We start from the raw sequence: 21,701 nt of genomic DNA on the forward strand, positions 1-21,701 counted from the left end.
TAAACTTTGTCTCAATTTTGGGATTAGAACACTTTTTTTGGAAAATGACGCACAAATTGTAACTCTGGCCGCTTCGCGACTGTACATGCTAAGTGGCGCAGGTATACTCAGAACCCTTGTTTTAGCTTATTAGCCCGGTCTGGAGTCGTTACCCCTCATGCAAGAAATTATGCAGTTTGCAAGCAATCACCCCATCCTCAGTTTGGCATGGGTTGCTTTACTCGTTCTGGTGATTGTGACCACCGTTAAAGGAATGTTCTCTAAGGTAAAAACCATCAGCCGTGGTGAAGCAACCCACCTGATTAATAAAGAGGACGCGGTGGTGGTAGACGTTCGCTCACGTGACGATTACCGCAAAGGACACATTTCAGGGGCTCTAAACTTCGCAGCAGCAGATATTAAAAAAGGCAGCTTCGGCGAGCTGGAAAAGCATAAGTCACAGCCCATAATTGTGGTATGTGCCACCGGCCAGAGCGCGGGTGAATCGGCAGCAAAATTGAGTGCCGCAGGTTTCGAAAAAGTCTCCGTGCTGAAAGATGGCGTGAGCGGCTGGAGTGGTGAGAATCTGCCGCTGGTACGCGGTAAATAATTCCCAGAGGTAACCGCATGGCTAATGTAGAGATTTACACCAAAGTAACTTGCCCATATTGTCACCGGGCAAAGGCGTTATTGGATCAGAAAGGCGTATCGTTCCAGGAGATTCCCATTGATGGGAACGCGGCGAAACGTGAAGAGATGATTCAACGTAGCGGCCGTACAACGGTTCCACAGATTTTTATTGATGCACAGCACATTGGCGGCTGTGACGATCTTTACGCGCTGGATGGGCGTCAGGGACTTGATCCCTTACTCCAGGCATAATTTTTCGGTCAGACAATTTAACTCACAGGATTTAGTAACATGTCAGAACATACCCCTAACGAAATGCAGTTCCAGATTCAACGTGTTTACACCAAAGACGTTTCTTACGAAGCGCCAAACGCACCTCAGGTTTTCCAGAAAGAGTGGGAGCCCGAAGTGAAGTTGGACCTGGACACCGCTTCTTCTCAGCTGGCTGATGAAGTGTATGAAGTTGTTCTGCGCGTTACTGTTACTGCAACCGTCGGCGAAGATACTGCTTTCCTGTGTGAAGTGCAGCAGGCGGGTATCTTCACCATCAGCGGTATCGAAGGCACTCAGATGGCACATTGCCTCGGCGCATACTGCCCGAACATTCTGTTCCCGTATGCACGTGAATGCATCACCAGCCTTGTGTCTCGTGGTACCTTCCCGCAGCTCAATCTGGCGCCAGTAAACTTTGATGCCCTGTTCATGAACTATCTGCAGCAGCAAGGTGAAGGCGAAGCGCCACGTCAGGATGCCTGATGACTACACTCAACGCTTCGATTAGCGTGATCGGTGCCGGCTCGTACGGCACCGCATTAGCTATCACGCTGGCCCGCAACGGCCATCCGGTACTGCTTTGGGGCCACAACCCGCAAAGCGTGGCTCAGCTCCAGGCTGACCGATGCAATACCGCTTTCCTGCCTGATGTTCCTTTCCCTGATAATCTTGTTCCTGAAGCCGATCTGGCTACGGTGGTGAATGCCAGTCGCGATCTGTTAGTGGTCGTACCCAGCCATGTATTTGGCGATGTACTGATCCAGCTAAAGCCGCATCTGCGCCCTGATTCCCGTATTGTCTGGGCAACCAAAGGACTGGAAAAAGAGACCGGCCGCCTGTTGCAGGACGTCGCACGTGAAATCCTCGGCGATAGCATCCCCCTGGCTGTGGTTTCTGGCCCAACGTTTGCGAAAGAATTAGCCGCAGGCATGCCAACAGCGATAGCCCTGGCGGCGACCGATGCACAGTTCGCTGAAGACCTGCAGCAGAAACTGCATTGTGGTAAAAGCTTCCGCGTTTATAACAATCCTGATTTCATTGGCGTTCAGCTTGGCGGAGCAGTGAAAAACGTCATTGCGATTGGTGCCGGCATTTCCGATGGAATTGGTTTTGGTGCTAACGCACGAACCGCGCTGATTACCCGTGGGCTGACGGAGATGAGCCGCCTTGGCGCCGCGCTTGGAGCCGATCCCACCACCTTTATGGGCATGGCCGGTTTAGGTGATTTAGTGCTGACCTGTACCGATAATCAATCCCGCAACCGTCGCTTTGGCATGATGTTAGGCAAGGGCGAGAGCGTGGATGAGGCGCAGCGCATTATCGGACAAGTTGTAGAAGGTTACAGAAACACCAAAGAAGTCAAAGCATTGGCTGCGAGAGTCGGTGTTGAAATGCCCATTACCGAGCAGATTTATCAGGTACTGTATTGCGAAAAATCGGCGCGAGAGGCAGCATTGAGTTTACTTGGCCGTGCAAGGAAGGACGAAAACAGCCAAAGCTGAAGCAGGATGCTCAGCTAAACCACCTGCAGCGCCTTACAGGCGCTTTTTTATCGGGAGCACAGAGCAATGTCGTCAGAAGAGTTAGAACTGGTCTGGAACAACATCAAAGCTGAAGCCAGAGCGCTGGCTGATTGTGAACCTATGCTGGCCAGTTTTTATCATGCGACATTGCTGAAGCACGAAAACCTTGGCAGCGCGCTCAGCTACATGCTGGCAAACAAGCTCGCCAACCCGATAATGCCTGCCATCGCAGTGCGTGAAATCGTTGAAGAAGCCTATCGCGAAGATCCAGAGATGATTGTCTCTGCGGCCTATGATATTCAGGCGGTGCGCCTGCGCGATCCTGCTGTCGATAAATACTCAACCCCGCTGCTGTACCTGAAAGGCTTCCATGCACTGCAGGCTTATCGCATTGGCCACTGGTTGTGGAAAGAGGGCCGCCGTGCGCTGGCTGTCTACCTGCAGAACGAAGTCTCAGTCTCCTTCGCCGTAGATATCCACCCCGCTGCGCGTATTGGCCGCGGTATCATGCTGGACCATGCCACCGGCATCGTGATCGGTGAAACGGCAGTGATTGAAAACGACGTGTCGATTCTGCAATCGGTCACGCTGGGCGGGACCGGTAAAACCAGCGGCGATCGCCACCCGAAAATCCGCGAAGGGGTGATGATTGGCGCGGGTGCTAAAATTCTGGGCAATATCGAAGTGGGACGCGGGGCAAAAATTGGCGCCGGTTCAGTGGTATTACAACCTGTGCCACCGCATACCACCGCCGCAGGCGTTCCCGCCCGTATTGTGGGCAAGCCAACCAGCGACAAACCGTCGATGGATATGGATCAGCATTTCACCGGCGCCGGCTTTGAATACGGCGACGGCATCTAAGCTTTGATCAGTGCGCCAGCGTAATCCAGTTGGCGCCACGCTTCATACACCACTACGGATACTGCATTCGAAAGATTCATACTGCGACTCTCCGCCATCATGGGGATGCGGATCTTCTGTTCTGCGGGCAGTGCATTGAGAATCTCTGCTGGCAGCCCCCGACTCTCTGGACCAAATAGCAAATAATCCCCTTTCTGATAGCTTACGGCGCTATGAGCAGGCGTGCCTTTAGTAGTGAGTGCAAACAGACGCTGTGGCGCTTCTGACTCGATAAACGCGGCGTAATTGGCGTGTTTTTTTAGCGAGGTGTATTCATGGTAATCGAGTCCGGCGCGGCGCAGACGTTTGTCATCCCAGGCAAAGCCCAGCGGCTCAATCAGGTGCAGTTGGAAGCCGGTATTGGCACACAAGCGGATGATGTTGCCAGTATTTGGCGGGATTTCAGGTTCAAATAAAACGATGTTCAGCATAAGGCCCCCGGAAACGAGGGCCGAAGCATAGCAAATTATTTGCGAGCGGAGTACAGCGGCAACCAGAGCGTAAGCCGCAGACCGCCTAACGGACTGTCATCGGCTTTCACCCAACCGCGATGCTGCTGCACGGCCGTTTCGACAATCGCCAGTCCTAATCCGGTGCCGCCAGATTCACGGTCACGTGCTTCATCGGTGCGATAGAACGGGCGGAAAATCTGCTCGCGATCCTCGGCGCTGACGCCGGGGCCATCATCATCCACGTGAACGGTAATACCCTGAATATCCACGGAGAAACTCACGCTGATGTGCGTGTGAGAATAACGCAGGGCATTGCGCACGATGTTTTCCAGCGCACTCTCCAGCGCATGTGGGTTGCCGTACAGAGGCCACGGACCCGGTGGATAGGGCACATCCATGGTTTTGCCCATCTGCTCAGCTTCGAATTTGGCATCTTCCAGTACGCCATTCCACAGATGGTTAGCCTTCATGGCTTCACTGACTAATGCATTCTTGTGCTGGGTGCGCGACAGCACCAGCAAATCATTGATCATACCATCCAGACGCTGGGCCTCCATTTCGATGCGCTGCAGTTCTTTGCCTTCACCGTTACGACGGCGCAGCAAGGCGGTGGCCAGTTGCAGACGCGTGAGTGGTGTACGTAATTCATGGCTTATATCAGACAGCAGACGTTGCTGTGCCGTCATCATACGTTCGAGCGCGCTCACCATTTGGTTGAAACTTGAACCTGCCGCAAGAAACTCCTGTGGGCCGGATTCCAGTTCAGGGTGCTGGCGTAAATTGCCGCTCGCCACTTCATCGGCTGCATGTTTGAGTTTGCGGGCGGGACGAGCCAGGCTCCACGCCAGCCATAACAGCAGCGGTGAGCTGATTAACATCGTGACAATCAGCAGCAGCAATGGTCGGTCAAACAGCAGGTTGACGAAGTCGAGTTGTGAACTGGTTGCGGGGCGAATCAGATAGAGCTGGTAGTTATCTTCGCCGTCTCGCACAGCGAATGGCCCCACCATTTCTAATCGGCCATACTTTTTCTTCTGAGGATGATCGGCATTATCAGATTGCCCGATAAAGTTACGAATCACCTGCATTTCATTATGCTGCGCACCAATAACCCGACCTTCGCTGGTGACCAGCAGCAGACGTTGGCCAGGCGGTGCCCATTTGTCGATGGCGCGAAACAGCCTGCGCCACCACATCAGGTCATTGGGTGGATCTTGCGAGAGTTCAGCTTCAACGTGCTGTTCAATCATGGTGCCCTGTCGTTGCTCACTTTCCATCAGTGCTGTCATCTGGCGTGAGTCGAGTTTGGGCACCATTAAAACCAGCATCAACACCAGCGCCAGGGTTAGCCAGAAGATGGCGAAGATGCGGGTGGTCAAACTTCCAATCATGATGCCGAAACCATCAGATAGCCGCGTCCGCGCAGGGTTTTAAACCACGGGTGACCATCGCGACGTTCCGGCAGTTTACGGCGCAGGTTTGAAATGTGCATGTCTATCGCGCGGTCAAACGGTGTCAGGCGTTTGCCGAGCACTTCCTGGCTAAGATGTTCACGTGAAACCACCTGACCCAGATGCTGTGCCAGCAAATAGAGCAGGGTGAATTCGGTGCCGGTGAGATCCAGCGTTTCGCTATCAAAGCTGGCTTCCTGGCGACCTGGATTCAGGCGCAGGCAATCCACTTCCAGCGTAGGGGAGCTGTTGTCATGCTGTTGTTGCTGCTCGCTCCAGTTTGAACGGCGTAAAATAGCGCGGATACGCGCCACCAGTTCGCGGTCGTTGAACGGTTTTGGCAGATAGTCGTCCGCGCCCAGCTCAAGGCCAAGTACGCGATCCAATTCACTACCACGGGCGGTCAGCATAATGACCGGGGTTTGATGCTGCTGGCGTAGCTCTTTTAGCGTGTCGATGCCGTTCTTCTTCGGCATCATCACGTCGAGCAATAACAGGTCAACGGTGTTGTCCAGCAGGTTGAGCGCCTGCTCGCCATCGCTGGCAACAATCACCTCAAAACCTTCCATCTCAAGCAATTCTTTAAGCAGCGAAGTTAATTCGCGGTCATCATCAACCAACAGGATTTTATTCATTTTTTGTTGCCCTCCGCAGGCAAAATACCGTGTTCCATGACTTGCAATCCAACGCTTTACGTAGTTTTACACCCCCTGACGGATGTTTGCAGCTAGAGCTGTACTCTGGTCCTCGTTGAATCGCAAAACGGAACGAACTGGGAGTAAACGATGCGCTACTTAACCGCCGTCGTCATTGCCTCAGCGATGGTTCTCAGTCACGCCAGCGCAGAAGCAGCAGACACGACGACGATTGACGAGATGCATCAGAACGGCGGATTGACGACAGGCATTATGACGCAAAATCCGCAAAGCCACATGTTCGATGGCATTGAGCTGACTGAACAACAGCGGCAACAGATGCGAGACCTGATGCAGCAAGCGCGACATGAACGACCAACAATGAGCGTTCAGGATTTAGAAACTATGCATGACCTTGTCATTGCAGACAAATTTAACGAATCGGCTATTCGGCAGCAGGCAGAAAAACAAGCCCGCGTGCAGATAGAACTGCAAGTCGAGATGGCTCGGGTTCGTAATCAGATGTATCACCTGCTAACGCCTGCTCAGCAAGCGACATTGCAGAAAAATTACGAGCGACGTCTCAATGAAGTACGTCAGCTCTCAGGATTGCAGCCATCATCACCGCTGCATGCAGTGAGTAGTACCAGCAGTAACCAGTAACATAGTATCCCTGTTTTCCTTGCCATAGACACCATCCCTGTCTTCCCCCGCATGATGCGGGGGTTTTTTTATCTGCCATTCCTGTTCAGCATCATCACCTTAATATTCAATTCACGCAGCTTACGTCTGCCGATGATAAACTTTAGCCATTATGTGACTAACGGCGACGTGCTGAGCGTTCGCTTCGACGAGGCATGGCATGGATCCCTCATATGCAAAATTAGTCAATCGCGCGGCGCTGGCAGCCACCACGCTGGCGACATTGCTGATGATCGTAAAGGTTTTCGCCTGGTGGCTGACGGGTTCCGTCAGCATGCTGGCGGCGCTGGTGGATTCACTGGTGGATATCGCCGCATCGCTAACTAATCTGCTGGTGGTGCGCTATTCATTGCAGCCTGCCGATGCCGATCACACGTTTGGTCATGGCAAAGCGGAGTCGCTCGCGGCGCTGGCACAAAGTATGTTTATCTCCGGCTCCGCCTTGTTTTTGTTCCTCACCGGTATTCAGCATCTGGCATCACCGAATATATTGCGTGCGCCGCTGGTGGGTATTGTCGTGACGGTGGTCGCCCTTTTCTCGACGTTATTACTCGTTGCGTTTCAGCGCTGGGTGGTCAGACGTACACGCAGCCAGGCGATTCGTGCAGATATGCTGCACTACCAATCGGACGTGGTAATGAACGGTGCAATCCTGGTGGCATTGGTATTAAGCAGCTATGGTTTTGTCCGGGCAGATGCACTTTTTGCGCTGGGTATTGGCGTATACATCCTCTATAACGCCTTGCGCATGGGCTATGAAGCCGTGCAGTCATTGCTGGACCGCGCGCTACCGGAAGCAGAAAAGCAGGAAATTATTGATGTGGTGAGTCATTGGCCTGGCGTGCGTGGCGCGCATGCGTTACGTACGCGCCAATCGGGCCCAACTCGTTTTATTCAGCTTCATCTGGAAATGGACGATCATTTGCCGCTGGTGCAGGCGCATCAGGTGGCTGACCAGATCGAGCAAGCACTGCGGCTTAAGTTTCCCGGCTCCGATGTGATCATCCATCAGGATCCTTGCTCAGCGGTGCCAGAAAAACAGCAAGGTTTTTTCCAGTTTTAGAGGTTAAAAATCATGGCGTTGCGTGATAAAAATGACGTAACGCTAACAACTCTGTAAAAAAATAGCGAAAACTTGTCTGACCTGAATCAATTCAGCATCAAGCCTTTGATATACTATCTGCAACTATTAAGCCGCACGATCGTGAGCGGGTTTACACCGGTCGGCAGGCAGGAATAATCCTTAGTTTTGAACAATCCAGAGGTTGTCATGATCAAAAAATCGGAGTACTGACCAGCGGCGGTGACGCCCCAGGCATGAACGCAGCCATCCGCGGAGTTGTCCGTTCCGCGCTGAGTGAAGGCCTTGAAGTTTTTGGTATCTACGACGGCTATCTGGGATTGTATGAAGACCGTATGATCAACCTCGACCGCTACAGCGTGTCGGATATGATCAACCGCGGCGGCACTTTCCTCGGTTCAGCCCGCTTCCCTGATTTCCGTAACGAAGAAGTTCGCCAGATTGCCATCGAAAACATGAAGAAGCGCGGCATTGATGCGCTGGTGGTTATTGGCGGTGATGGTTCTTATATGGGCGCTAAGCGCCTGACCGAAATGGGCTTCCCGTGCATCGGTCTGCCGGGCACCATCGATAATGACGTTGCCGGTACCGACTACACCATCGGTTACTTCACGGCGCTGGAAACCGTGGTTGAAGCGATTGACCGTCTGCGCGATACCTCCTCTTCACATCAGCGCATCTCTATTGTGGAAGTGATGGGGCGTTACTGCGGTGATTTGACTCTGGCTGCTTCCATCGCCGGTGGTTGTGAATTTATCGTGCTGCCGGAAATTCCTTATACCCGTGAAGAGCTGGTCGAAGAGATCAAAGCGGGCATCGCCAAAGGTAAAAAACACGCGATTGTGGCCATTACCGAACACATCTGCGATATCGACGATTTGGCGCATTACATCGAAGCAGAAACCAAACGCGAAACGCGTGCCACTGTACTCGGTCATATTCAGCGCGGCGGTGCCCCCTGTGCTTATGACCGTATTCTGGCTTCACGCATGGGCGCTTACTCTATTGAACTGCTGCTGCAGGGTTACGGCGGTCGTTGCGTGGGTATTCAGAATGAAAAAATGGTGCATCACGATATCGTTGACGCCATTGAAAACATGAAGCGTCCGTTCAAACGCGACTGGCTGGATACCGCGAAAAAACTCTACTAATCAAGCTGCACCAAGGCGCGAGATCAATCGCGCCTTTTTTTATTCCTGCCTATATTCTCTCCAGTTATAACCACTTATTTTTAATTCTTTAATCTATGGATTGGTTTATGTCAGTCTTGTTCTATAACGACCTCGGGAGAGCAAGCAATGAACAAGTGGAGTATTGGTGTCACCCTGTTACTGGCTTCAACCAGTGTTTTGGCAAAGGATATCCAGCTGTTAAATGTGTCTTACGATCCAACGCGTGAGCTGTATGAGCAATACAACAAAGCGTTCAGTGCACACTATAAGCAGGAAACGGGCGATAACGTAGTGATTCGTCAGTCTCATGGCGGTTCAGGTAAGCAGGCGACCTCAGTGATCAACGGCATTCGTGCTGATGTTGTGACCCTGGCGCTGCAGTCTGACGTTGATGCTATTGCTGACCGTGGTCGTATCGATAAAAACTGGATCAAACGTCTGCCAGATAACTCTGCACCTTATACTTCAACCATCGTGTTCCTGGTTCGCAAAGGCAACCCGAAGGGCATCCATGACTGGAACGATTTGACCAAACCTGGCGTATCAGTGATTACACCAAACCCGAAAACTTCGGGTGGCGCTCGCTGGAACTATCTGGCCGCATGGGGCTGGGCGTTAGATCAAAACAACGGTGACCAGGCGAAAGCGCAGGCGTATGTGAAAGCCTTGTTCAAAAACGTGGAAGTGCAGGATTCAGGTGCCCGTGGCGCGACCAACACCTTCGTAGAGCGTGGCATTGGCGATGTGCTGATTGCCTGGGAAAACGAAGCCTATCTGGCCGTCAACAAGTTGGGTAAAGACAAGTTTGAAATCGTCACGCCAAGCGAATCGATTCTGGCGGAACCTACCGTTTCAGTGGTCGATAAGGTGGTGGATGAGCAGGGTACGCGTAAAGTTGCCGAAGATTATCTGAAGTATCTCTACTCAACAGAGGGCCAGACTATTGCAGCGGAAAACTTCTATCGTCCGCGCGATCCAGCGGTCGCTAAGAAGTTCGCCAGCACTTTTGCGCCGGTGAAACTGTTCACTATCGACAGTAAGTTCGGTGGCTGGACTCAAGCGCAGAAAGCCCACTTTGCCGATGGCGGTAGCTACGACCAGGTGATGAAGCCTTAATCACAACGTCATTAAAGTGAAACGGTCAGCCTTGTGCTGGCCGTTTTGCATTGTGGAGCAGTAAAAGTCCGTGACTTTGCCCAGGCGGCAGGCGAGGATGCTGGCAGGTGATGAACAGAGGAATTCGGCCATGCAGGGAAGTCGTCGCACCCTGAAGTTGCTTACCGTGTGTTTGCTAGTGCTGATTGTCGGGCTGATTATCAGCGCCTTCCACTTCCAGAAAAATTCCAATGCCCTTTGGCAGATCATCAGTGAGAAGTGCGTGCCCAACCAGGCCAGGAGTGGCAATCCCGCCCCTTGCCAGCAAGTGAATACGGCACAGGGCTATGTCACGCTGAAAGACCTCAACGGTCCACTGCAATATTTACTGATGCCGATCGAAAAAATCACCGGCATGGAAAGCCCGATAATTCTCGAACCCACTACGCCCAATTTGTTTGCCGCCGCCTGGCTGCACCGCAGTCTGCTGGCGAAAAAACGCGGTGCACCGATTGCTGATAGCGCACTGTCTTTGGCCATCAACGCGCAATATGGTCGTACGCAGAATCAGCTGCATATCCACATCTCCTGTCTGCGTCCTGATGTGCGCCAGCGGCTTGATGCGTTAAGCCCTAAGCTCGACGAACAGTGGCAGCCAGCCACGCTGCGCAAACATCGTTATTTGATTCGTACGTTGTCGACGGCTGAACTGGCGCAGCGAAGTGTCTTTATCCGTCTGGCAACGGAAGTACCTAATGCGCGCAGTGAGATGGGGAAATTCGGTCTGGCATTGGTGGAGTTGCCGGATGGGCGTTTAGCGTTGCTGGCGCTGGAGCGGAATTGGCTGATGCTGAACAGCGGTTCTGCGGAGGAGTTGCAGGACCATCAATGCCAGATTTTGAATCATTAATCACCGCGTCAAACTTACCGCTCCAGGATACGGGGTGATCAGGCTCAGCGTGTTGAAGTGCTGTTTCATCCCATACCCTTCAAATCTCAGGTATCAGGCAACGCTTTTCAGATTGGTACATGGCCTGGAGAATCAGCGCGATGTCTGTATTTAACGTTCTGTTTCATCACATTCTCCTCAGCAAACTGAGAAAAAGTGTCAACGCTATTCAGGACGGTTGAAGACAATAAAAAAGGCGGCTGATTAGCCGCCTTATTCCAGACCGAAAAACTTACGCGTTTTTCGCTGCTGCAGCTGCTTTCACGATCACCGCGAACGCATCGGCTTTCAGTGAAGCACCGCCAACCAGTGCGCCATCGATGTCAGGCTGAGTGAACAGCTCTGCGGCATTCTTGTCGTTAACAGAACCGCCGTACTGAATGATCACTTGCTGAGCAATCGCTGCATCTTTCTTAGCGATATGGTCACGAATGAATTTGTGCACGGCCTGAGCCTGAGCAGGGGTCGCTGATTTGCCGGTACCGATGGCCCAGACTGGCTCATACGCCACGACCACGCCTTCGAACGCCGCTGCGCCCTGAGTTTCCAGCACCGCGTCGATCTGACGTGCGCACACTTCTTCAGTTTTGCCCGCTTCGTTCTCTGCGTCGGTTTCACCGATGCACAGGACTGGCACCAGGCCGGCTGCTTTTACTACTGCGAATTTTTTCGCAATGAACTCATCGCTTTCTTTGTGATAAGTACGACGCTCTGAATGGCCGATGATGATGTATTTCGCGCCAACGTCTTTCAGCATTTCTGCGGAGGTTTCACCGGTGAATGCGCCAGACAGGTTAACGTCTACGTTCTGTGCGCCCAGTGCAATGTGGCTGCCGGAAATGGCGTGTTTTGCCAGGTCAAGATAGATAGCCGGTGGAGCAATGGCCACGCCGCAGCCTTCAACACCAGACAGTTCCTTGCGCAAACCGTCGATCAGCTCAGCCGTGACTTTCTTACTGCCGTTCAGTTTCCAGTTACCCATAACCAGTGGATGTCGCATTCTTTCCTCCGCATAACGCGATTCATGAAATAGCGCTGCCATCGGGCAGCGATGTCTGCCAGACAGTATAGAGATCAAACGTGTTGCTGGCTTTGCTTTTCGTCATTTTTGCCGCGGTGATCAGGGGGTGGCGAGCGCCAGTTTTATCGGCTCTACCGCGAAGGTTAACCCCTTGTCACCGTTATCGGCGACCACGAAGCGCAATGCGCCTTCGGTACTGGCAAAATAGCGTGCGCCTTTACCGGCGGCGAGCAGTGTATCGAGTTTCTTGCGCCCATTTTCAGGGGACAATCCGGGAACGAAGAAGCGCAGCAGTGCCGTCATATAATCCATCGCGCGTGCCTGCGCGGTCTTCATATCCGGACCGGGAACCGGCAGCCAGGTGATTTGCAGGGTTTTGATTTTACCGGTGCCTTGCTCCAGCGCAGTTGAAGCATAAAGCGTTTCATTGATCTTGCTGGCGGCGCGCGTCAGGTTGCTTTTATCGTCACGATTGTCAATCGCGCGATACTCCAGCAACGGCAGGTCTGGATTGGCGGCATTATACTTCTCGCGGAACTGCGCGATGGTCATGTCGAAGGTGGGGGCACCCGCCAACAGATAAGGGGCGGCAGGCAGGTGATCGTTACGATCCTGCGGTGTCGCGTCCTCCGCCCAGGCGGGAAATGTCAGCGCGACACTGAGGATCAGTGCGACTGGCAGGTTCTTCATTGCTTCGGCCCTAAATCATTCACTTAGCCCACGATTAGAACGGTTTTTACCGACCAAAGTCAAAACCCGCACTGGGAAAAGTCTGACATTCTTCACAGCATACGTATTACCAGTAGTGTTCGCTGGTCATATGGCCGGGTTTGCGTTTGAAATGTTTACGCATCTCACGCGTATCTTTCAGTAGTTGCTGAGTATCGCGCACCATTTGCGGGTTACCACACAGCATCACGTGGCTGGTGTCAGCGGTCATCGGCAAACCCACCGCACGTTCAAGCTCACCGCTCTCTATCAACTGCGGAACACGGCCGTGCAGTGAACCGGCGATCTGTTCGCGACTCACCACGGTCTGAATGTGCAATTTCCCCTGATAGCGCTGCTGAAGCTGCTGCATTAAAGGCAGGAAGCTTAGGTCATCGGCGAAGCGTGCTGCATGCACCAGCACAATGTTGTCGAAGCGTTCCAGGTCTTCACCCTGTTGCAGAATCGATAAATATGGGCCGATTGCCGTGCCAGTGGCCAGCATCCAGAGTGTGTTGCAGTCCGGGATTTCATCCAGCACAAAAAACCAGCCGCCTCTTTGGTTATCATCACCTGCTCGCCGGGCTGTAATGCCTGCAAGCGTGGGCTGAGTTTGCCCTCAGGCACGGTGACCAAATAAAACTCCAGCACCGGATCCTGTGGCGCATTCACATAAGAGTAGGCTCGCTGCACGCGTTCACCATCAATTTCCAGCGCCAGCTTGGCAAACTGCCCGGCGGTAAAGGTATCAATTGGCGCGGTAACGCGCAGGCTGAACAGTGCATCGGTCCAGTTTTTCACTTCTTTCACTTCCGCATTGATCCACTCTGCCATGATCGCTCCTTATTATTGATTATTCAGGCGTGTCACTATCATCGCCAGCCCTCTCAAAGATTTCCAGCCCAGCAGAGAGCAAAGGGCTCTCAGCGACAAATGCTGCGCACTCCACATCAACTGTAGCGGTCGGGTTACGACCCGGTACGTATTCTTGACACCCTCAACGCCCTCGCTTTGCGCTCACCTCTCGATTTGTCACTGAATCCTGATATTTTTGCCGCCATAAATCGCCAGCAGCCTTTTTTAGTGCTGCTTTTATTTTGTTTCTCAGGCAGACATTTTGTTCCATGTTGATGAATAAAACACAAAACCGCTTCCTGCTGTTCATGCTGATCGTGCTGGTGGCAGTCGGGCAGATGGCGCAAACCATCTACGTGCCGGCGATGGCTGACATGGCAGAAGCATTGAACGTACGCAGTGGCAGCCTGCAGCAGGTGATGGCCGCCTATTTGATGACCTATGGTGGATCGCAATTGATCTACGGTCCGCTGTCAGACAGCTTTGGCCGCCGTCCGGTGATCCTTGTCGGCATGACGATCTTTGCCGTGGGAGCGCTGATCGCCATGTTCGCGCCCTCATTGCAGATTCTGGTGCTGGGCAGTGCGGTGCAGGGCTTAGGCACCGGCGTGGCGGGCGTGATGGCACGCACCATGCCGCGCGATCTCTATTCCGGCATCGCGCTGCGCCAGGCCAACAGCCTGCTTAACATGGGCATTTTGGTGAGCCCACTGCTGGCCCCGGTGATTGGCGCACTGCTCACGCATATGTTTGGCTGGCATGCGTGCTTTGCCTTCCTGCTGTTGCTGTGCGTCGGAGTTACAGCTTCCATGGCGCGCTGGCTACCGGAAACGCGCCCGGTGGATACACCCGTCACGCCCTTCCTGCGTCGTTATGCCACCTTGCTCGGTGACGGGAATTTTATCCGCTATCTGCTGCTGTTGGTGGGTGCGCTGGCAGGCATTGCGGTATTTGAGGCTAGCTGTGGCGTGCTGATGGGCGGCGTGCTCGGTCTGGATGGCATCACCGTTAGTATTCTGTTTATCCTGCCCATTCCAGCAGCGTTCTTTGGTGCGTGGTTTGCCGGACGCGAACAGAAGTCCTGGCATACGCTGATGTGGTACGGCGTCAACAGCTGCTTGCTGGCAGGTCTGCTGATGTGGATCCCGTCATGGTTTGGTGTGATGAATATCTGGACGCTGTTGGTGCCCGCGGCGCTGTTCTTCTTTGGTGCCGGAATGCTGTTCCCATTGGCGACGTCGGGCGCGATGGAGCCGTATGCATGGTTAGCGGGGAGTGCGGGCGCACTGATTGGTGGCATACAGAATCTTGGGTCTGGCGTGATTGCCTGGCTGTCGGCGCTGTTGCCGCAGCACGATCAGTCGAGCTCGGCATGCTGATGTTCGTCACGTCACTGGTGATGCTGCTGTGCTGGTGGCCGCTCTCACGTCATCCGGAGAGCGGCAAACAGGCGATTACAGGATAAACTGATGCAGCGCCGGGTCTTTGCGATCCAGATAGTGGATCGACTGGATGCGGCGGATAGTGCGTGATTTACCGCGCACCAGCAGCGTTTCGCTGGTGGCGATATTACCGTTACGCGTAATGCCCTTCAGCAGGTCGCCAGTGGTGATGCCGGTGGCGGCGAAAATGACGTTATCGTTACGCGCCATCTCTTCAAGCTTCAGGATTTCCCCGGCTTTAATGCCCATCTCAGCGCAGCGTTGCAACTCCTGCTCGCCCAGACGACGGTTCTCTTCACTGTCGCCTTTGACGTGGTGGCGTGCCAGCAGGCGTGCTTGCATATCGCCATCCATTGCACGGATCACCGCAGCTGACACCACGCCTTCCGGTGCGCCGCCGATGCCGTAAAGCACATCGACTTCACTGTCTGGCATACAGGTCAAAATCGAGGCCGCGACATCGCCATCCGGGAACGAAAACACGCGCACGCCGAGCTGCTGCAGCTGAGCAATTACTGCATCGTGACGTGGCTTAGCCAGAATCGATACCGTCAGTTGGCTGAGCGGTTTGTCCAGGGCGATGGCGATGTTTTTCAGATTAGCTTCGAGCGGGAGGTTGAGATCGATAGCACCGCGTGCACCCGGCCCGACAATCAGTTTTTCCATGTACATATCAGGTGCGTGCAGGAAACTGCCTTTATCACCCACCGCCAGCACTGCCAGCGCGTTGGCCTGGCCCATCGCCGTCATGCGGGTGCCTTCAATCGGATCGACTGCGATATCCACCGCATCGCCACGACCGGTACCGACTTTTTCACCAATGTAGAGCATCGGCGCTTCGTCAATTTCACCTTCGCCAATCACAATCTGGCCGTCGATATCGATGGTATTCAGCATAATGCGCATGGCGTGAACGGCTGCGCCGTCGGCCGCATTTTTATCGCCGCGTCCTAACCAGTGATAGCCCGCTAACGCAGCGGCTTCGGTCACACGGGAAAATTCAATCGCGAGTTCTCGTTTCATGGTTGCACCTGATAAAAAACAGGCAGGCAGTGTAGCACGAGGGGGAAAGTAGGGCGGGGAGAAAAACCCGCGGCAGGGCGCCGCGGGTCAATGGTATTACTCAGCGTCTTCCCATGCCTGCGCACGTGCTACGGCTTTCTTCCAGCCTGCATAGCGCACGTTGCGTTCGGTGGTTTCGATGCTTGGGCGGAACTCACGCTCAATCACGGCTTTGGCACGGACTTCATCCAGATCGTTCCAGAAGCCAACTGCCAGACCGGCAAGGTATGCAGCACCCAGAGCAGTGACTTCACGCACTTCCGGACGCTCAACGCGCGTGCCGAGAATGTCGGACTGGAACTGCATCAGGAAGTTGTTGGCGACCGCACCGCCATCCACGCGTAAGGATTGCAGACGGGTGCCCGCATCGTTCTGCATCGCTTCCAGCACATCACGCGTTTGGTAAGCGATGGATTCCAGCGTAGCGCGGATGATGTGGTTAGCATTAGCACCACGCGTCAGGCCGAAGATGGCACCACGTGCATACGGGTCCCAGTAAGGCGCGCCCAAACCGGTGAAGGCTGGAACCATATACACGCCGTTGGAGTCTTTCACTTTCAGCGCGAAGTATTCAGAGTCAGTTGAATCATTGATCAACTTCATCTCATCACGCAGCCATTGAATCGATGCACCGCCGATGAATACCGCACCTTCCAATGCGTAGTTCACTTCGCCACGCGGGCCGCAAGCGATAGTGGTCAGCAGGCCGTGCGTTGAGGTCACGGCTTCGGTGCCGGTGTTCATCAACATAAAGCAACCGGTGCCGTAGGTGTTTTTCGCCATACCCGGTTGTACGCACAGCTGGCCGTAGAGTGCTGCCTGCTGGTCACCGGCGATACCGGCGATTGGAATACGCGTACCGCCTTTACCACCAATGTTGGTCTGGCCGTAGATTTCAGAAGAGCCTTTCAATTCCGGCAGCATTTCGCGCGGAATATCGAGGATCTCCAGCATGCGCTGATCCCATTCCAGCTTGTGGATGTTGTACATCATGGTACGAGAGGCGTTGGTGTGATCGGTGATGTGTACGCGTCCCTGGGTCATTTTCCACACCAGCCAGGTATCAACCGTACCAAACAGCAGCTCGCCACGTTTTGCACGCTCACGCGCACCCTCAACGTGATCAAGGATCCACTTCACCTTGGTGCCAGAGAAGTACGGGTTAATCACCAGACCGGTAGTGTGCTGGATGTACTCTTCCAGGCCCTCTTTCTTCAGCTTGTTACAGTAGTCCGCTGTGCGTGGATCCTGCCAGACGATGGCGTTGTAGATCGGCTTACCGGTCTCTTTGTCCCACACGATGGCAGTTTCACGCTGATTGGTGATACCAATAGCGGCAATCTCATCGGAACGGATGTCGGCATGGGCCAGCACTTCAACCAGCGTTGAGCTTTGTGACGCCCAAATATCCATTGGGTCGTGTTCTACCCAGCCCGCTTTCGGGTAGATCTGGGTGAATTCGCGCTGCGAGACGGCGACGATGTTCGCATCATGATCGAGTACCACGGCACGTGAGCTGGTTGTGCCCTGATCGAGCGCGAGAATGTATTTTTTATCAGTCGTAGTCATTTTATTTTCCTGATGATTAACGATGAAACTTACGCTTTACGCTGTTCAGCGCGTGCGACAGGTTTTTCTACTTTGCTGGTTTCCACAACATTGACCGGCAGATGACGACCAATCAGTGAACGGTAACCGAAGGCTCCGAGGCAAGCACCCACCAGCGGGCCAAAAATCGGCACCAGGAAGTAAGGAATATCTTTACCACCGGTAAAGGCCACATCTCCCCAGCCAGCGACAAAGGCAAACAGTTTCGGACCGAAGTCACGCGCCGGGTTAAGGGCGAAGCCGGTGAGTGGGCCCATTGAACCACCAATCACGGCCACCAGCAGACCAATTAACAATGGTGCCAGTGGACCACGTGGCACACCGTTGCCGTCGTCGGTCAGCGCCATGATCACCGCCATCAATACCGCCGTGATCACCATCTCAACCAAGAACGCCTGACCGACACTGATGTGTGGGTTCGGATAGGTTGAGAAGATACCGGCCAAATCGAGGCTTTGTACGCTACCACGGACCATCTGATGGCTGGCTTCATAATCAAAGAACAAATTGTAGTAGAGACCATAAACCAGCGCCGCCGCACAGAAGGCACCGGCAACCTGCGCCAGGATGTACGGCAGAACTTTACGGCCTTCAAAGTTAGCGAACAGGCACAGAGCGACCGTTACGGCCGGATTCAAATGCGCGCCTGATACGCCAGCACTGAGGTACACCGCCATGGAGACAGCAAGACCCCAGATGATACAGATTTCCCACTGACCGAATGAGGCGCCCGCCAGTTTTAGTGCAGCCACACAGCCTGCACCAAAAAAGATGATCAAACCGGTGCCTAGAAACTCGGCGATGCACTGACCTTTTAGTGTGTTCGTTGTCTGACTCATAATGGTATTCCTGAAGCGAGGTTAAATTTTATCAGTTTTTGTTCTCAATCCATGAGTCACCCAGCTCTTATGTAGGGCTGATGTGAATTTATCGTTAACGAGCATAAACGAGAAATAGCGAAATCGAAATATGTGTACTCCGTCATAAAAATGCGCGTTTTCGCGTCTTTTACCTTTCTATATGACCCATTAACCCTGCCCGCCCTCAGTCCAATATCGTGACCGCGCGCAAAAATGCGCGATCGTGAGCGTTTTTTTTAAGCATTAACTGAAAAGTGTTACAGACTGCCCCTGCAGGCCTTGTGCCGCTGGACTTGCGGGGTTTGGCTACATACAATCGAGACATCGTGGCTGGACGCACCATAACAAGGCAGTCCCAGCACCATCAACGCCTTGCAAGAGATTTAGGAGAGGTCATAAAGATGTCATTTGAAGTGTTCGAGAAACTGGAAGCGAAAGTACAGCAGGCGATTGATACCATCACCCTGCTGCAGATGGAAATCGAAGAGCTGAAAGATCAGAATAATACGCTGCGTAATGAAGCCAGCCAGGCCTCCGGCAACCAGGATGCACTGGTGCGTGAAAACCAGCATCTGAAAGAAGAACAGCACGTGTGGCAGGATCGTCTGCGTGCACTGTTGGGAAAAATGGAAGAGGTTTAAGCCCGGATCTCAACATCAGCGCTTAAACCCATGACGGGTGCTGCGGCACCCGTTTTTGTTGTGGCTTACTCGATATCGAGGGCGTCTTCCGACAGAATGATGCCAGTGTTATCGGCATAAAGATGGTCTCCCGAGAAGAAGGTCACCCCGCCAAAGTTAACGCGTACGTCACTTTCGCCAATCCCTTCACCCGCTGCACCCACCGGAATCGCGGCAATTGCCTGAATGCCAATCTCCAGCTCTTCCAGATCGTCAACCTGACGCACTGAGCCGTAAATCACCAAACCTTCCCACTCGTTTTGCGCCGCCAGCCGCGCCAGCTGTGCATCAACCAATGCACGACGCACCGAGCCGCCGCCATCAATCACTAACACGCGACCCCGGCCATTCTCTTCGAGCAGATCGTAAAGCAGGCCGTTGTCTTCGAAACATTTCACTGTGGTGATTTGCCCACCGAATGAGGTGCGTCCGCCAAAATTGGAAAAAAGCGGTTCAACCACGTTCACTTCTTCATGGTAGATGTCACAGAGTTCGGAAGTATCGTATTTCATGAGGGTATCGTCTGTTTGCCACAGGAGCGGTAAGTATATCGCTATCTGACGATTGTTGGCAAAATCATCACCCGCTAAAAAAAGCGCTGCATCAATATCCTGCGTAAAAAAATGCCCGGCACAGTGGCCGGGCATCGGATAACGAAAGTACGCTTACAGAATAAAGCGGCTGAGATCTTCGTCCGCCACCAATTCATCCAGATGCTTGCCAACGTATTCAGCATCAATGGTGATGGAATCGCCGTTACGATCGCTGGCGTCATAGGAGATGTCTTCCATCAGACGCTCCAGCACGGTGTGCAGACGACGTGCGCCGATGTTCTCGGTGGTTTCGTTCACCTGCCATGCGGCTTCAGCAATGCGACGGATAGCGTCTTCGGTGAAATCAATATTCACCCCTTCGGTGCCCATCAGCGCTTTGTACTGTACGGTCACAGAGGCGTTTGGCTCCGTCAGAATGCGTTCGAAATCATTGACGGTCAGCGCCTGCAGCTCGACACGAATCGGCAAGCGGCCCTGCAGCTCTGGAATCAAATCGGACGGGCTTGCCACCTGGAACGCGCCAGAAGCGATAAACAGAATGTGGTCGGTTTTCACCATGCCGTGCTTGGTGGACACGGTGCAACCTTCCACCAGTGGCAGCAGGTCACGCTGAACGCCTTCGCGAGAAACATCAGGACCGCCGGCATTCTGGCCGCCGCGCTTACAGATTTTGTCGATTTCATCGATGAACACGATACCGTGCTGCTCAACGGCTTCGATGGCGTCTTGCTTCAGCTCTTCCGGATTGACCAGTTTTGCCGCTTCTTCTTCAATCAGCAGCTTCATGGCTTCTTTGATCTTCAGCTTACGCGGTTTCTGCTTCTGTCCGCCGAGGTTCTGGAACATCGACTGCAGCTGGCTGGTCATCTCTTCCATGCCCGGAGGCGCCATGATTTCAACACCGGCTGATGATGCGGCCAGATCGATTTCAATTTCTTTGTCGTCCAGCTGGCCTTCACGCAGTTTCTTGCGGAATGACTGACGAGCAGCAGAAGGTTCGGCGTTCTGTTCGGCCTGGCCCCAGTTATTTTTCGCCGGTGGGATCAGCGCATCAAGAATGCGCTCTTCCGCCATCTCTTCGGCGCGATATTTGTTTTTCTCGATCGCCTGGCTGCGCACCATCTTGATGGCGGAGTCGGTCAGGTCACGAATAATCGAGTCCACTTCTTTACCGACGTAACCGACTTCGGTGAATTTAGTGGCTTCAACTTTGATGAAAGGTGCGTTGGCGAGTTTTGCCAGACGACGTGCGATTTCGGTTTTACCGACACCGGTCGGGCCAATCATCAGGATGTTTTTTGGCGTCACTTCGTGGCGCAGCTCTTCGTCGAGCTGCATGCGGCGCCAGCGGTTACGCAGCGCAATCGCCACGGCCTTCTTTGCGCCGTCCTGGCCGATGATAAAGCGGTTAAGCTCGCTGACAATCTCGCGTGGAGTCATCTCAGACATGATGTTTAGTCCTTAGCCTTAGACGGTAATTCTTCGAAGTTGATGTTGTGGTTGGTGTAGATGCAGATATCGCCGGCGATGTTCAGCGCCTTCTCAACGATATCGCGGGCACCAATGTCGGTGTTCTCGAGCAGGGCACGCGCCGCTGCCTGGGCGTAAGGTCCACCCGAACCGATGGCAATCAGGTCATTTTCCGGCTGAATCACGTCGCCGTTACCGCTGATGATCAGCGAGGAGTTTTCATCCGCAACGGCCAGCAATGCTTCAAGGCGACGCAGCATACGGTCTGTACGCCAGTCTTTTGCCAGCTCGACCGCGGCTTTCACCAGGTGGCCCTGATGCATCTCTAATTTGCGCTCGAACAGTTCAAACAGGGTGAAGGCATCTGCGGTGCCGCCAGCAAAACCAGCGATCACTTTGTCGTTGTAGAGACGACGCACTTTCTTCACGTTGCCTTTCATCACGGTGTTGCCGAGCGTAGCCTGGCCATCACCGCCAATCACGACTCGGCCGTTGCGTCGTACACTTACTATTGTTGTCACGGGCAGACCCCTTGTTGCAGTGGAAAAGGAACTCCGCGCTCAGCGCGCGGGGTATCATGCAACCAGATATGGGGTGGG

Annotated in this window: 22 protein-coding genes and 2 pseudogenes; 12 read left to right on the top strand and 12 right to left on the bottom strand. The window is 53.6% G+C overall.

The window, feature by feature from the left end; translation table 11 throughout:
* Positions 1-157 precede the first annotated feature (157 nt).
* The 5 genes from HA45_RS17465 (at position 158) to cysE (ending at position 3,266) form a co-directional block, all read left to right on the top strand.
* Complete coding sequence (locus HA45_RS17465) at positions 158-589, top strand: rhodanese-like domain-containing protein (protein WP_100702006.1); 432 nt, start codon at positions 158-160, stop codon at positions 587-589.
* Positions 590-606: 17 nt separating this feature from the next.
* Entirely contained in the window at positions 607-861 is a 255-nt protein-coding gene (gene grxC, locus HA45_RS17470; protein ID WP_007885328.1) for a glutaredoxin 3, read from the top strand.
* Between the two features lie 39 nt (positions 862-900).
* Positions 901-1,365 (top strand): protein-export chaperone SecB, encoded by a 465-nt coding sequence (secB, locus tag HA45_RS17475; RefSeq protein ID WP_100702005.1) that lies wholly within the window; start codon positions 901-903, stop codon positions 1,363-1,365.
* Positions 1,365-2,384 carry an NAD(P)H-dependent glycerol-3-phosphate dehydrogenase gene (gene gpsA / locus HA45_RS17480; RefSeq protein ID WP_100702004.1) on the top strand — a complete coding sequence of 340 codons (1,020 nt, stop codon included), beginning with the start codon at positions 1,365-1,367 and terminating at the stop codon, positions 2,382-2,384. The genes secB and gpsA overlap by 1 nt, the downstream gene beginning before the upstream one ends.
* A gap of 66 nt (positions 2,385-2,450) precedes the next feature.
* Positions 2,451-3,266: a serine O-acetyltransferase gene (gene cysE, locus HA45_RS17485; protein WP_100702003.1), complete on the top strand. Its 816-nt coding sequence runs from the start codon at positions 2,451-2,453 to the stop codon at positions 3,264-3,266.
* Here the strand turns inward: cysE and trmL are convergent.
* The 3 genes from trmL to cpxR are packed head-to-tail and all read right to left on the bottom strand — an operon-like array spanning position 3,263 to position 5,843.
* Positions 3,263-3,736 carry a tRNA (uridine(34)/cytosine(34)/5-carboxymethylaminomethyluridine(34)-2'-O)-methyltransferase TrmL gene (gene trmL, locus HA45_RS17490; RefSeq protein ID WP_100702002.1) on the bottom strand — a complete coding sequence of 158 codons (474 nt, stop codon included), beginning with the start codon at positions 3,734-3,736 and terminating at the stop codon, positions 3,263-3,265. The genes cysE and trmL overlap by 4 nt on opposite strands.
* Positions 3,737-3,771: 35 nt before the next feature.
* Positions 3,772-5,148 (bottom strand): envelope stress sensor histidine kinase CpxA, encoded by a 1,377-nt coding sequence (gene cpxA, locus HA45_RS17495; protein WP_100702001.1) that lies wholly within the window; start codon positions 5,146-5,148, stop codon positions 3,772-3,774.
* On the bottom strand, positions 5,145-5,843 hold the full coding sequence (gene cpxR, locus HA45_RS17500) for an envelope stress response regulator transcription factor CpxR (protein ID WP_007885339.1): 699 nt from the start codon (positions 5,841-5,843) through the stop codon (positions 5,145-5,147). Before cpxR ends, cpxA begins: the two co-directional genes overlap by 4 nt.
* A 150-nt stretch (positions 5,844-5,993) precedes the next feature.
* Here cpxR and cpxP point away from each other — a divergent pair, with 150 nt between their 5' ends.
* The 5 genes from cpxP to HA45_RS17525 all read left to right on the top strand — a co-directional run bounded on the left by cpxP (position 5,994) and on the right by HA45_RS17525 (position 10,803).
* Positions 5,994-6,506: a cell-envelope stress modulator CpxP gene (gene cpxP / locus HA45_RS17505; protein ID WP_100702000.1), complete on the top strand. Its 513-nt coding sequence runs from the start codon at positions 5,994-5,996 to the stop codon at positions 6,504-6,506.
* Between the two features lie 199 nt (positions 6,507-6,705).
* Positions 6,706-7,608 (top strand): CDF family cation-efflux transporter FieF, encoded by a 903-nt coding sequence (gene fieF, locus HA45_RS17510; RefSeq protein ID WP_100701999.1) that lies wholly within the window; start codon positions 6,706-6,708, stop codon positions 7,606-7,608.
* A gap of 254 nt (positions 7,609-7,862) precedes the next feature.
* On the top strand, positions 7,863-8,777 hold the full coding sequence (pfkA, locus tag HA45_RS17515; RefSeq protein WP_128598983.1) for a 6-phosphofructokinase: 915 nt from the start codon (positions 7,863-7,865) through the stop codon (positions 8,775-8,777).
* Positions 8,778-8,924: 147 nt separating this feature from the next.
* Positions 8,925-9,914 (top strand): sulfate ABC transporter substrate-binding protein, encoded by a 990-nt coding sequence (locus HA45_RS17520; protein ID WP_100701997.1) that lies wholly within the window; start codon positions 8,925-8,927, stop codon positions 9,912-9,914.
* Positions 9,915-10,044: 130 nt separating this feature from the next.
* Positions 10,045-10,803, top strand: a complete 759-nt coding sequence (locus tag HA45_RS17525; protein ID WP_100701996.1) for a CDP-diacylglycerol diphosphatase — start codon at positions 10,045-10,047, stop codon at positions 10,801-10,803.
* A 271-nt stretch (positions 10,804-11,074) separates the two neighbouring features.
* On the opposite strand, the gene tpiA is transcribed toward HA45_RS17525, so the two are convergent.
* The 3 genes and pseudogenes from tpiA to fpr all read right to left on the bottom strand — a co-directional run bounded on the left by tpiA (position 11,075) and on the right by fpr (position 13,405).
* Positions 11,075-11,842 (bottom strand): triose-phosphate isomerase, encoded by a 768-nt coding sequence (gene tpiA / locus HA45_RS17530; RefSeq protein WP_100701995.1) that lies wholly within the window; start codon positions 11,840-11,842, stop codon positions 11,075-11,077.
* 120 nt (positions 11,843-11,962) lie between these two features.
* Positions 11,963-12,553, bottom strand: coding sequence for a YiiQ family protein (locus HA45_RS17535; protein WP_100701994.1), 591 nt, complete (start codon positions 12,551-12,553; stop codon positions 11,963-11,965).
* Between the two features lie 106 nt (positions 12,554-12,659).
* A pseudogene (fpr, locus tag HA45_RS17540) lies at positions 12,660-13,405 on the bottom strand (ferredoxin--NADP(+) reductase).
* Between the two features lie 296 nt (positions 13,406-13,701).
* On the opposite strand from fpr, the pseudogene emrD reads away from it, so the two are divergent.
* Positions 13,702-14,891, top strand: a pseudogene (gene emrD, locus HA45_RS17545) (multidrug efflux MFS transporter EmrD).
* Here emrD and glpX read toward each other — a convergent pair.
* The 3 genes from glpX to HA45_RS17560 all read right to left on the bottom strand — a co-directional run bounded on the left by glpX (position 14,881) and on the right by HA45_RS17560 (position 18,377).
* Complete coding sequence (gene glpX / locus HA45_RS17550) at positions 14,881-15,891, bottom strand: class II fructose-bisphosphatase (RefSeq protein ID WP_100701991.1); 1,011 nt, start codon at positions 15,889-15,891, stop codon at positions 14,881-14,883. The pseudogene emrD and the gene glpX sit on opposite strands and share 11 nt — an antisense overlap.
* Positions 15,892-15,987: 96 nt before the next feature.
* Positions 15,988-17,499, bottom strand: a complete 1,512-nt coding sequence (glpK, locus tag HA45_RS17555) for a glycerol kinase GlpK (RefSeq protein WP_100701990.1) — start codon at positions 17,497-17,499, stop codon at positions 15,988-15,990.
* Positions 17,500-17,528: 29 nt separating this feature from the next.
* A complete protein-coding gene (locus HA45_RS17560; RefSeq protein WP_100701989.1) occupies positions 17,529-18,377 on the bottom strand; it encodes an MIP/aquaporin family protein in 849 nt (282 codons plus the stop codon).
* A 422-nt stretch (positions 18,378-18,799) separates the two neighbouring features.
* On the opposite strand from HA45_RS17560, the gene zapB reads away from it, so the two are divergent.
* On the top strand, positions 18,800-19,039 hold the full coding sequence (gene zapB, locus HA45_RS17565; protein WP_100701988.1) for a cell division protein ZapB: 240 nt from the start codon (positions 18,800-18,802) through the stop codon (positions 19,037-19,039).
* A 65-nt stretch (positions 19,040-19,104) separates the two neighbouring features.
* On the opposite strand, the gene rraA is transcribed toward zapB, so the two are convergent.
* The 3 genes from rraA to hslV all read right to left on the bottom strand — a co-directional run bounded on the left by rraA (position 19,105) and on the right by hslV (position 21,623).
* Positions 19,105-19,590, bottom strand: coding sequence for a ribonuclease E activity regulator RraA (rraA, locus tag HA45_RS17570; RefSeq protein WP_034823742.1), 486 nt, complete (start codon positions 19,588-19,590; stop codon positions 19,105-19,107).
* A gap of 153 nt (positions 19,591-19,743) precedes the next feature.
* On the bottom strand, positions 19,744-21,081 hold the full coding sequence (gene hslU, locus HA45_RS17575) for an ATP-dependent protease ATPase subunit HslU (protein ID WP_100701987.1): 1,338 nt from the start codon (positions 21,079-21,081) through the stop codon (positions 19,744-19,746).
* Between the two features lie 5 nt (positions 21,082-21,086).
* A complete protein-coding gene (gene hslV, locus HA45_RS17580) occupies positions 21,087-21,623 on the bottom strand; it encodes an ATP-dependent protease subunit HslV (RefSeq protein WP_100701986.1) in 537 nt (178 codons plus the stop codon).
* Positions 21,624-21,701: the final 78 nt, after the last annotated feature.

The sequence above is a fragment of the Pantoea rodasii genome, from assembly GCF_002095465.1.
In the GTDB taxonomy this organism is placed as follows: Bacteria; Pseudomonadota; Gammaproteobacteria; order Enterobacterales; family Enterobacteriaceae; genus Pantoea; species Pantoea rodasii.